Origin of the sequence: Thermogemmatispora sp. (assembly GCF_019683635.1) — a bacterium.
GTDB lineage: Bacteria > Chloroflexota > Ktedonobacteria > Ktedonobacterales > Ktedonobacteraceae > Thermogemmatispora.
Genome location: NZ_JADGIA010000185.1, coordinates 1 through 10,756, shown reverse-complemented (window position 1 = coordinate 10,756; position 10,756 = coordinate 1). Strand labels below are relative to the sequence as shown.

The 10,756-nt window shown below is 64.6% G+C and carries 8 protein-coding genes; 2 read left to right on the top strand and 6 right to left on the bottom strand.

What is annotated here, in order from left to right; all coding sequences use genetic code 11:
- Nucleotides 1-132: 132 nt before the first annotated feature.
- The 6 genes from IRZ31_RS17060 to IRZ31_RS17035 all read right to left on the bottom strand — a co-directional run bounded on the left by IRZ31_RS17060 (nt 133) and on the right by IRZ31_RS17035 (nt 7,904).
- On the bottom strand, nt 133-1,440 hold the full coding sequence (locus IRZ31_RS17060) for a dihydrolipoamide acetyltransferase family protein (protein WP_297155812.1): 1,308 nt from the start codon (nt 1,438-1,440) through the stop codon (nt 133-135).
- A 209-nt stretch (nt 1,441-1,649) separates the two neighbouring features.
- Nucleotides 1,650-2,630 (bottom strand): alpha-ketoacid dehydrogenase subunit beta, encoded by a 981-nt coding sequence (locus IRZ31_RS17055; RefSeq protein ID WP_363325689.1) that lies wholly within the window; start codon nt 2,628-2,630, stop codon nt 1,650-1,652.
- A 29-nt stretch (nt 2,631-2,659) separates the two neighbouring features.
- Nucleotides 2,660-3,757 (bottom strand): pyruvate dehydrogenase (acetyl-transferring) E1 component subunit alpha, encoded by a 1,098-nt coding sequence (gene pdhA, locus IRZ31_RS17050; RefSeq protein WP_297155808.1) that lies wholly within the window; start codon nt 3,755-3,757, stop codon nt 2,660-2,662.
- 256 nt (nt 3,758-4,013) lie between these two features.
- Entirely contained in the window at nt 4,014-4,634 is a 621-nt protein-coding gene (gene leuD, locus IRZ31_RS17045; protein ID WP_112431864.1) for a 3-isopropylmalate dehydratase small subunit, read from the bottom strand.
- A 237-nt stretch (nt 4,635-4,871) separates the two neighbouring features.
- The gene (gene leuC, locus IRZ31_RS17040) at nt 4,872-6,281 is read right to left on the bottom strand and encodes a 3-isopropylmalate dehydratase large subunit (protein ID WP_297155806.1); all 1,410 of its coding nucleotides are present in this window, start codon (nt 6,279-6,281) and stop codon (nt 4,872-4,874) included.
- A gap of 363 nt (nt 6,282-6,644) precedes the next feature.
- Nucleotides 6,645-7,904 (bottom strand): TQO small subunit DoxD, encoded by a 1,260-nt coding sequence (locus tag IRZ31_RS17035; protein WP_297155804.1) that lies wholly within the window; start codon nt 7,902-7,904, stop codon nt 6,645-6,647.
- Between the two features lie 272 nt (nt 7,905-8,176).
- Here IRZ31_RS17035 and IRZ31_RS17030 point away from each other — a divergent pair, with 272 nt between their 5' ends.
- Complete coding sequence (locus IRZ31_RS17030; protein WP_297155802.1) at nt 8,177-9,655, top strand: aminotransferase class V-fold PLP-dependent enzyme; 1,479 nt, start codon at nt 8,177-8,179, stop codon at nt 9,653-9,655.
- A gap of 35 nt (nt 9,656-9,690) precedes the next feature.
- Complete coding sequence (locus tag IRZ31_RS17025; RefSeq protein WP_297155800.1) at nt 9,691-10,638, top strand: cysteine synthase family protein; 948 nt, start codon at nt 9,691-9,693, stop codon at nt 10,636-10,638.
- Nucleotides 10,639-10,756: the final 118 nt, after the last annotated feature.

The following is a 10,756-nucleotide window of genomic DNA, read 5'->3' as shown; positions in this document are numbered from 1 at the left end:
TCGGCAGTTGCCACGGTCGGCCTCCTTCCGACACGCTTGCCCCAGGAGGGTCGGGCCGCACAGTCCCCTTCCCCGTCCGTGCCGCGCGGGCCGGCCCTCCTGACCAGATCTTGAGTCAGTCAATTGTTGAGATCACACCAAATCAAGCAGCAATTGCTGCGGATTCTCGACCAGCTCCTTGAAACGCGCCAGAAAGGCGCCCGCCTGGGCCCCATCGATGAGCCGATGATCGAAGGAGAGCGCCAGCGGCAGAACTGGACGCGCCACCAGGGAGCCGTTGCGAACCACGGCCTTCTCCTGGAGCCGGCCCACGGCCAGAATGGCCGCCTCGGGATAATTGATAATGGGGGTGCCAGAGCTACCGCCGAAGCTCCCCACGTTGTTGAGCGTGAAGGTACTGCCCGTCAGCTCGTGCAGGCCCAGCGTGCGCCGGCGTCCGCCCTCGATCAGACGCTCCAGCTCGCTGGCGATCTGCGCCAGGCTCAGCCGATCAGCATGGCGCAGCACCGGCACAAGCAAGCCCTCGGGCGAGGCGGTAGCGATGCCAATGTGGTAGACGCGTTTATAGACAATCTCACGCCGCTCCTCGTCGAGACTGGCGTTGAAAATGGGGAATTCCTTGAGGACAGGGATGAGGAGCTTGACCAGGAGAGGTAAATAGGTGAGGCGCAGCCCGCGCCGCTCGGCCACGGGCAAGAGGGCCTCGCGCAGGGCCACCAGAGCGCCGCCATCGACTTCGTCGAAGGCCGTGGCATGAGGAATGCTGCGCCAGGAGCGTTCCATGCGCTCGGCAATCCGACGGCGCAGCCCTGTCAGCGCCTGACGCTCCTCCTCCACCACAGGCGCCTCCCCGGGCTGCGGTTGCGCACCGTTAGCCGGGGCCGGCTCCGGCTCCGGCCTGGGTGTGGCGGTCGCCGTTCGCTGGCGCTCGGCGAAGGCCCGCACATCGGCCAGCGTCACGCGTCCCTCGGGCGTCGAAGGCGGCACCTGCTCCAGATCAACCCCCAGCTCAAAAGCCAGCTTGCGCACCGCCGGAGCCGCCAGCACGCGGCGCCGTCCGCCGCTCGCCGCACCCGCCGCTGGGGCCACCGCCGTAGCGACGCTCGCCCCAGCCTGAGCTGTCTGTCCAGCCGAAGCCACCGTTGCCTGAGTCGTTGCAGTCGTCACCGGCGACGACTGCGCGCGCGCTCCCGTCGGCGTGGCCGCCTCCTCCTCAAAGACGATCAGGACCTCGCCCTTGCGCGCTCGCGTTCCCTCACCGACGCGAATCTCCGCCACGCGGCCCGTCACCGGCGACGTAATCTCTGTCACCGCCTTATCGGTCTCCACCTCCGCAATCGCCTGATAGGCCGTCACACGCTCGCCGACGCGCACCAGCCAGCGGCGAATCTCCGCCTCCTCCATCCCCTCGCCCAGATCGGGTAATCTGAACTCAACCATAGGAAACCTCTTCAGGCGCGGGCCTGGCCCTAGCGCAGAGGCAAACAGCCCCTTGCGGAGCAGTCAGCAACATCGCCCGCTCCGTCCTTGCAGCCCAGCCCGCGATCTTTGTCTCTTGTCGTGCTCTGCGTCTACTAAACCTTGCAAGCAAGCAGGCAGGCGGGCAAATGCGCGCCGTCTCTCTCTACGCAGCCCGCCTCACAGCTCGCTCAGGGTTCCATCACCTGGCGCAGCGCCGCCAGCACCTTCGCCGGCGTTGGCAGATAATAGTCTTCCACCCCGGGCACCGGATAGGGCGTATCGTAGCCCGTCACGCGCGCCACCGGTTTCAGCAGCGAATAGAGGCAGTGCTCATTAATAATCGCCGTCACCTCGGCCCCAATGCCGCCGGCGCGCGGCGCCTCATGGACCACCACGGCGCGCCCCGTCTTTTCCACCGAGGAGACAATCGCCTCCTCATCGAGCGGCCAGACGGTGCGCAGATCGATCACCTCCACACTGATCCCTAGCTCCTGCTGCGCCTGCTGGGCCGCCTCCAGCGCCACCGGCACCATTGCCCCATAGGCGAAGAGGCTGACATCCTCGCCCGCCTGCACCGTCTTAGCCTTGCCCAGCGGCACCGTATAGTACTCCTCCGGCGTCTCCTGACGGAACGAACGATAGAGCTTGATATTCTCCAGGAAGAGCACCGGATCGGGATCGGCCACCGCCGCCGCCAGCAGGCCCTTGGCATCGTAGGGATTGGAGGGAATGACCACCTTGAGGCCCGGCGTCTGCAAAAAGACCCCTTCCAGGCTATCGGAATGCAGCTCGGGCGTGCGCACCCCGCCACCGTAGGGCGAGCGCACCACCAGCGGACAGGTGAAGGCCCCGCCACTGCGGAAGCGCATGCGCGCCGCCTGTGTCACCAGCTGGCTCATACAGAGGAAGAGAAAGCCGGCAAACTGAATCTCGGCAATCGGGCGCAGCCCATAGACCGCCATCCCGACCGAGGTTCCAATAATGGCCGACTCCGCCAGCGGCGTATCGAAAACGCGCCGCTCGCCAAAGCGGCGCTGTAGCTGATCGGTCACGCGGAAGACGCCACCATTGAGGCCGATATCCTGCCCGAGCAAGACCACGCGCTCATCGCGCTCCAGCTCAAGGGCCAGGGCGCTATTGAGCGCCTCAATCATCGTCATTGGACGCAACGCCATCGCGCTCCACCTCCCTCTCTTCCTCAGCGCCGCTCGCCCGGCTGCGGCTGCGGCTGAGCCGGCGAAACAAAGCGCAGCAGCTCGGCGCGCTGCTCCTGCAGGCGCGGCGGCAGGGTCGCGCTGACATAGTCAAAGAAGCTGTCGGGAGCCATCGGGGGCATGGCCTCGGCCTCGCGCACCGCCGCATCGATCTCCGCCTGTACGGCAGCCCCGATCTCCTCATCCTGCTCCTCGCTGAGCAGATCGCGCCGCCGCAAAAACTTCTGCAGACGGGCAATGGGGTCCCTGGCGCGCCAGGCCTCAACCTCGGCAGGATCACGATAGCGATTGGCATCGTCGGCGGTCGTATGCGAGCCGAGGCGATAGGTAAGTAGCTCGATCAGGGTCGGCCCATCGCCAGCGCGCGCCCGCTCCACGGCCTGACGCACCGTCTCATAGACCGCCAGAATATCATTGCCATCGACCAGGGCCGCAGGCACCCCGAAGCCGATGCCGCGGGCCGCCAGCGTCGGCGCCGCCGACTGGCGATGACGGGGCACGCTAATGGCCCAGCCATTGTTTTGCACAATGATCACCGCCGGGGCGTGGAAGACTCCAGCGAAGTTGAGCGCCTCGTTAAAGTCTCCCTCGGAGGTCGCCCCATCGCCACAGACGCCGACCGCCACCACCGGATCGCCGGCGATTCTGGCCGCCATCGCCAGACCCACCGCATGGGGGATCTGCGTCCCAATCACAATCTGATAGGGGAGACAGCGCGTCTCAGCGGGCCAATTGGGAGGAGTGAAACCACGGAAGGAATAGACGAGGGTACTCAGCGGAACACCCTTGACGATCAACGAGGCAATCTCACGGTAGGAGGTCGCCAGCCAGTCCTGGGGCTGCAAAGGCGCGGCCAGCCCCACGGTGGCCGCTTCCTGGCCAGCGAGGGAGCCGAAGGTCGTGGCCCGCCCCTGGCGCTGCATAGCAATGATGCGATCCGAGAAGGCCCGCGCCAGGCGCATCATTCGGTAGAAATAGAGCAGGCGCTCCGGCGAGAGAGCAGGCATCTCTCCCACCAGGTTCCCCTCGGGATCAAGAATCTGAAAAGGGACCAGACCGGGATCAATCTGGTGAATCGCCACTTTGCGCTCCTTTTCTTGTATATTCGCCCCGCGCGGATGCGGGCCGCAGCCTGACGCTCGCTGGCCACACCCACATCCGCGGCGGAGTGACCGGTCTGCTGACGTCCTTGCTCGTAGCCGCGCCGCGCCGCTCTGCTCCGTCACACCCTCCTGACTGGCCTTGCCTGGCCAATCGAGCGGCCACAGACAGCCCGGCGGCGGCAGGCGGGACAGAGGGCGGCGCAGCCGAGACCATGACGGAAGAGTGACACCCTTGTCACTTCAGGCTGAAGACCCAGGGAGCTTCTTGCTGCCGGCGCTCCTCAAAGGCCCGGATCTCATCAAGATGCGAGAGCGTCCAGCCAATATTGTCGAGGCCCTGCAGCATGGCCTGCTTGCGGAAAGCATCGATCGGGAACTGGAAGACGCGCCCATCGGGCGTCGTCACCGTCTGGGCCTCCAGATCGACCTCCAGCGTATAGCCCTCGGTCGCCTCGACCTCCTTGAACAGCTCCAGCACTGTTGGCTCGGGGAGCGTCACCGGCAGTATACCATTGTTGAAGCAGTTATTGTAGAAGATATCGGCGAAGCTCGGCGCGATCACGCAGCGAAAGCCGTACTCGCGGATCGCCCAGGGAGCATGCTCACGCGAGGAGCCACAGCCGAAATTATCGCCGGCCAGCAGAATCGTCGCCCCCTGATAGCGGGGCTGATTGAGGACAAAATCGGGGTTGGGCGTCTGGTCGTCGCCCAGATAGCGCCAGTTAGCAAACAGGGCCTGGGCGAAGCCGGTGCGGCTAATCGTCTTCAAGAAGCGTGCCGGCGTAATCTCATCAGTATTCACATTGGTTCGATTCAGGGGGGCGACCAGCCCCTTCAGGCGCGTAAAGGGTTCCATTGTCTCGCTCTGCCTCCTTCACTGCAAGGCTCTCACTGCCGTCCTGAGTTGAGCTAGCCACCAGCCAGCCATCTAGCTAGCGGTAGGGAGATCTGGGAGATCTGCCTCTCTGCTGGCGCTGTCCATTTTGAGGCACTCCGCTGGCCAGGCCAGATTGAGCGGGGTGGCCGGCTGGTGGGCGGGCGGGCCGACAAGAGGGAGAGGGTCCGCCCGATCTGCCTCGGGTGCCGCCACGTCCTAGAAGTCGCGGATATCGACAAAGTGGCCCGCGATCGCGGCGGCGGCGGCCATCGGCGGGCTGACCAGGTGCGTGCGTCCGCCCTTGCCCTGACGGCCCTCGAAATTGCGGTTGCTGGTGGAGGCACAGCGCTCGCCCTCGCTCAGGCGGTCGCCATTCATGGCGATGCACATACTGCAGCCGGAGGCGCGCCACTCGAAGCCGGCCTCGCGGAAAATATCGGCCAGGCCCTCCTCCTCAGCCATGCGCCGCACCTGCATCGAGCCGGGCACCACCAGGGCCCGCACGCCTGGCGCCACATGGCGGCCCTTGACCACTTGCGCCGCCAGGCGCAGGTCTTCCAGGCGCGAATTCGTGCAGGAACCGATGAAGACCGTATCGACACGAATATCGGTAATCTTCTGGCCCGGCTCCAGGCCCATGTACTCCAGGGCGCGCTCATAGGCACGGCGCTTCTGCGGATCAGACTCGTCGGCGGGATCGGGCACCCGACCGGTCACATCGACCACCATGCCCGGATTGGTGCCCCAGGTCACTTGCGGCGCCAGCCCATCGATATTGATCTCATGTACCGTATCGAAATGGGCGTCGGGATCGCTCGGCAGCTGCTTCCAGGCCTCGACCGCCTTCTCGAAGAGGGCGCCTTTGGGAGCGAAGGGGCGGCCTTTCAGATACGCAAAGGTTGTCTCATCGGGGGCGACCATGCCAGCCCGCGCGCCCGCCTCAATGGCCATGTTACAGAGCGTCATGCGGCCCTCCATCGAGAGACTGCGCACCGCCGAGCCGCTGAACTCGACCACATGGCCCGTGCCCACGCCCGTGCCCAGGCGCCCAATCATATAGAGCGCGATATCCTTGGCGGTAATGCCCGGGCCAAGGCTCCCCTCGATGCGGATATTCATCGAGCGCGGCTTCTTCTGCAACAGGCACTGCGTCGCCAGCACATGCTCGATCTCGCTGGTGCCGATGCCAAAGGCCAGCGCGCCTACTGCCCCATGCGTCGAGGTATGCGAATCGCCACAGACGATGGTCATCCCGGGAAGCGTCAGGCCCTGCTCAGGGCCGATAATGTGCACGATCCCCTGACGCTCGTCGTTCATATCGAAGAGCGTAATGCCGAACTCGCGGGCGTGCTGCTCCATCGTCGTGATGCAGAGCGCGCTCGCCTGGTCCACAAGCTCCAGCACCCGCCTGCCGCGCACCTGGAGGGTCGGCACATTGTGGTCAAGCACAGCAATCGTGGCATCGGGGCGCCTGACCTTGCGCCCCGCCGCCTTGAGGCCAGCGAAGGCTTGCGGCGAGGTCGCCTCATGCACCAGGTGACGGTCGATATAGAGAATAGTTGACTCTCCGGGAACGTCGCGCACAACATGCGCCTCCCAGATCTTCTCAAACATGGACTTTGGCATACTTCTCTCTCCAGTTCCTGTCTGAGTCTGGCTGCGGGCCGCTCTGCTCGCTCAACAAGCCTGCCCCAACGCGGGCTTGTCTGCGCGGCGGGCCTGCCTGAACGCATAGCCTCTGCTCGCTATGCAGGAAAAAGCAGGATAAAACAAAAACGTTGGAAAAGCAGCAGGCAATGGTGTTTCCGCCCTCTATCTGTTCTTCTATTTTACCCCAGATGGTGAGTTATCCACAATAGCACGAGCCCCATTGACGCCCGGGGCGGCGAGGCCGCCGAGCCGCCAATGGGGGAGAGAGACGAGGCGGTCCATGCGAGCCGGCCTGGCCGGAGTGAGCGGCCCAGCACCGGAGCACGGCGCCCAGTCCGCTCAGGGGAGGGCAATGATATCACCAGCGCTATCAATGCGGATCGAGACGCTACTCAGTGGCGCGGGGGCCGGCCCACTCACCACGCGCGCCCCCTGGGCGGGATCATAAGTAGCACCGTGACAGGGGCAAATCAGCAACTGACTGGAAGGATCATATTCAACCTGGCAGCCCGCATGCGTGCAGACAGCGTCGTAGGCAACAAACTGATCCGAGGGCAGATGGACAAGAATGCCAGGATCGCCTGTGCTGGGAACCGTAAAGGAAAGAGCACTGTTGCTGGCCAAAGACGCCTTACGGGCAATGATCGTGCCGCCGCTCGTGCCTGTACCAGTGCCTGCGTTCGCCGTGGCTGTAGGGGCTCCACTGGATGAGGAAGTCGCCGACGCACCGCCTCGCACCAGAGGAGCGCGCACCGGCCCCTGCCGCCCGGCCAGAAAGCTACGCACAAAGAGCAGGCTGCTGCCCAGCCCCAGCACAATCGTGGCCAGGCCCCCAGCGGCCAGGCCCAGGATAAAACTGCGCCGGACCTCGCGCTGATGCTGCCACTGAACAGACCGCCGCACCTGGCCCTGTGGGCGAGCCGCTACCGCAGCCGCCGAAGACGGGGAGAGCCAGGTCTCTAGCTCGTGTGCGCTGTTGACTCCCAGCACGATCAGAAGCACACGGGCAAAGATGGATCGGGGCCAGTCTCCATCTTCAGGCCCAAAGAGCTGCAGCAGATAGCCATCGACGCTCGGCAGCCCGCTGTGTAGCGGCCCGACCAGGAGCAGTGTAATCCAGCAAAAGACGAACACGATGTCCGATCCATAAAAATAGGGATAGACATGCCAGCTCGCCGTCAAGAAGAAGATCAGGCTGAGCAACAAGCCACCGAACGCCGCGGGGCGCAGCAACAAGCCGAGCAGCGTGCCAATGCCGATGGCGATCTCACCCAGGGCCACCAGCAAGCCAACCGCCGTGGCATGTGGTAGCGCTACATAAATCAGGACATTATGGAGGGGCGAGCCGCGGGCAAAGTTGATAAGCTGGTTACCGATGTAGCCAGGAGTACCGGGATGAAAAAACTGTGGATCGCTGAACTTCTGCAGGCCCGCATAGAGAAAGGTGATCCCCAGAAAGAGGCGCAGGGGCAGCAGCGCCACATTCGGAAAGCCCCATCGCCCGCTGCTTTTGCCGCTTCCGGGTTGAGCCGCGGCTGGCAGCTTCTGGGTCGGCTCCAGATAGGCGGGCCGCTTCTTCGAAGACGAACCTGATGTCATGGTCTCCTTCCACCCTTGCAGGCTTGAAAACATCTTCCTGGCTGGCCGACAAGCACCATTGCTCTCCGCTCTCCGCCTGACTGAGCCAGCCAGCTGCCTTCCGTGCGGATCGCTTCCACCCCTACCTTACTGAGGGAAGATCAAGCAACTGACAAAAAAATGTAAAGTTTCTGTGAACTACCCTCCTGGACGGCTCAGATTCAGCGAATTTTTAGCAAGCCTGCGCCCAAATTTCAGACAGCAGTGGCATGCTTGGAGGGAAAGGAAAGGAGTTGGACCTTATCACTATGACTGTGACAGGCTTACGGACCGATACCGGTCTTGCCTTTGAGCCAGAGCGCCTGCGTCACTACGGCGGCCTGGTTCTCGACGAGTTAGAGCGCTACCTCAGCGGTATCGAGGAGCGCCCCGTCTGGCAGCCTCTGCCTGTTGACATACGCCAGCAGATCAGTGGGCAGGCGCTCCCCGAAGAGGGGCAGCCTTTTGAAGAGACGCTGACACTGCTGCGCGAGCAGATTCTGCCCTATCCCCAGGGCAACGGCCATCCGCGCTTCGCCGGCTGGATCAACTCGGCCCCCTCCCATGCCAGCATTCTGCTGAAGCCGCTGGCGGCGGCCATGAACCCCAACTGCGGCATCGGCGACCACGCCGGTCAGGAGCTGGAGCGCTGCGCCGTGCGCTGGATGATGGAGCTGGCCGGCCTCCCGACGGAAGGCAGCGCCGGCGTCTTCGTCAGCGGCGGCTCCGAGGCCAACTTTACCTGTCTGCAGGCCGCCCGCTACTGGGCCGCCGAACAAGACGGCTGGAACGTGCGTCGCGAGGGCCTGCAAGGCCACCATCCACCGTTTGTGCTCTACCAGTCCGATCAGGGCCACTTCAGCATTCGCCGCTCGGTCGAAGCAATGGGCCTGGGCAGCGCAGCGATCCACATCGTGCCCTCGACCCCAGACTACCGCATGGACCTGGCCGCCCTGGAGCGCCGTATTCACGAGGACCGCGCCGCCGGGCTGCGTCCTTTCTGCGTGGCGGCCACCGCCGGCACCGTCGAGACCGGGGCCATTGACCCGCTCCAGGAGCTGGCTGAGCTGTGCCACGCCGAGGGCCTCTGGCTGCACGTCGACGGAGCCTACGGCGCCTTCGGCATCCTCGACGAGCGCGTCGCCCCGCTCTATCGCGGCATCGACCAGGTCGACTCACTGGCCACCGACCAGCATAAGTGGCTCTCGGTTCCCATTGACTGCGGCTGCGCCCTTGTGCGCCACGGCTCCGCTCTGCATGACGCTTTCCGCCTGACCCAGAGCGACGACGAGGACGATGCTAACTGGATGTCCGAATATACCCTACAGCGCACGCGCCGCTTCCGCGCCCTCGATGCCTGGGCCACGGTGCGCACAGCGGGCCGCGCCGGGCTGGCTCGGGCCATCAGCAACAATATCAACATGGCCCGCCTGCTCGCCCATGAGGTTGCCGCCCAGTCCGAGCTAGAGCTGATCTCAGGCGGCCCCCTGAGCATCGTGCGCTTCCGCTATGCGCCGCCCGCCCTGCGCGACGAGCCGACGCTGCTCAACCGCCTCAACCAGCAACTGGCGCGCGAGATCCAGCGCCGTGGACGGGTCTTTCTGACCAGCACACGCCTGCGCGGTCAGGAGCTGCTGCGCGCCTGTCTGGTGCACTACGCCACAACTGCCGCCGATATCCAGGCAATGGTCGATGAGGTCCTGACCGTCGGCAGGGCGCTCTGCGATCTCTGATCCGAGCGCCCTTGAAAGGAGGGAATGTTTTTCTCATGTATTACAGCAGTATTCTGGAGACAGTTGGCAACACTCCCCTCATCGAGCTAAAGAGCTTTAGCCCGCGTCCGCGCGTGCGCATCTTCGCCAAGATGGAAGGGGCCAATCCTTCGGGGAGCATCAAGGACCGCATCGCCCTCAAGATGATCGAGGAGGCCGAGGCCCGCGGCCTGGTCAAGCCCGATTCCATTCTGCTGGAGCCAACCAGCGGCAACACGGGCGTGGCCCTGGCCCTGATCGCCACCATGAAAGGCTACCGCTTCACGGCGGTGGTCTCGGAGAAGGGGACACAGGATAAGCGGCGCATGCTGGAACTCTACGGGGCCACAGTGATCACTTCGCCGGGCGCAGCGGGTAGCAACGGCGCCATTCGCCTGGCCCAGGAGATCGCGCGCGATGATCCCCGCTATGTGATGCTCTTCCAATATGGGAACGAAGCCAATCCCGCCGCCCATTACGAGACAACCGGGGCGGAGCTGCTGCGCGACCTGCCCGACGTCAGCGTGGTGGTGGCCGGCCTCGGCTCTGGTGGGACGCTGACCGGCATCGGGCGCCGCCTCAAGGAGCATAACCCGGCCATCCGCGTCATCGGCGCCGAACCAGTCCAAGGCGACAGCATCCAGGGCCTGCGCAACCTGGCCGATGGCTTCGTACCACCGGTGTTGGATCTGCGCGTCATCGATGAGCGCCTGCTGGTCTCCAGTCAACAAGCCTGGGAGCGCACGCTGCAGCTCAAGGAGCAAGAGGGGATCTTTGCCGGCCCGTCGAGCGGGGCCGTGCTGGACGTGGCTCTGCGCGTGGCGGAGCGCCTGGAAGAAGGCAAGATCGTCATCATCCTGGCCGACGGCGGCTGGAAGTACCTGAGTGAGCCGCGCTGGCTGATGCAGCCCGCGGGGCAGAGCGAGCACACGGCCACAGCTACCCTGCAACCTTCACTTTGCTGAGGCGGGACGCCCTCCCCTGGCGTCCCCCTCCCTTTTTTCTTTTTCCTTACGCGACGCCCTCCCCCACCTGGCCCCTGTTCTTCGACGAGCACAAGCAGGCCCGTGGTCCGGCCTCGTC

What these genes read in the sequence shown, in the direction of transcription:
- IRZ31_RS17035 (WP_297155804.1), bottom strand. Translation starts at nt 7,904, where the DNA reads ATGACATCAGGTTCGTCTTCGAAGAAGCGGCCCGCCTATCTGGAGCCG.
- IRZ31_RS17060 (WP_297155812.1), bottom strand. Translation starts at nt 1,440, where the DNA reads ATGGTTGAGTTCAGATTACCCGATCTGGGCGAGGGGATGGAGGAGGCG.
- leuC (WP_297155806.1), bottom strand. Translation starts at nt 6,281, where the DNA reads ATGCCAAAGTCCATGTTTGAGAAGATCTGGGAGGCGCATGTTGTGCGC.
- leuD (WP_112431864.1), bottom strand. Translation starts at nt 4,634, where the DNA reads ATGGAACCCTTTACGCGCCTGAAGGGGCTGGTCGCCCCCCTGAATCGA.
- IRZ31_RS17025 (WP_297155800.1), top strand. Translation starts at nt 9,691, where the DNA reads ATGTATTACAGCAGTATTCTGGAGACAGTTGGCAACACTCCCCTCATC.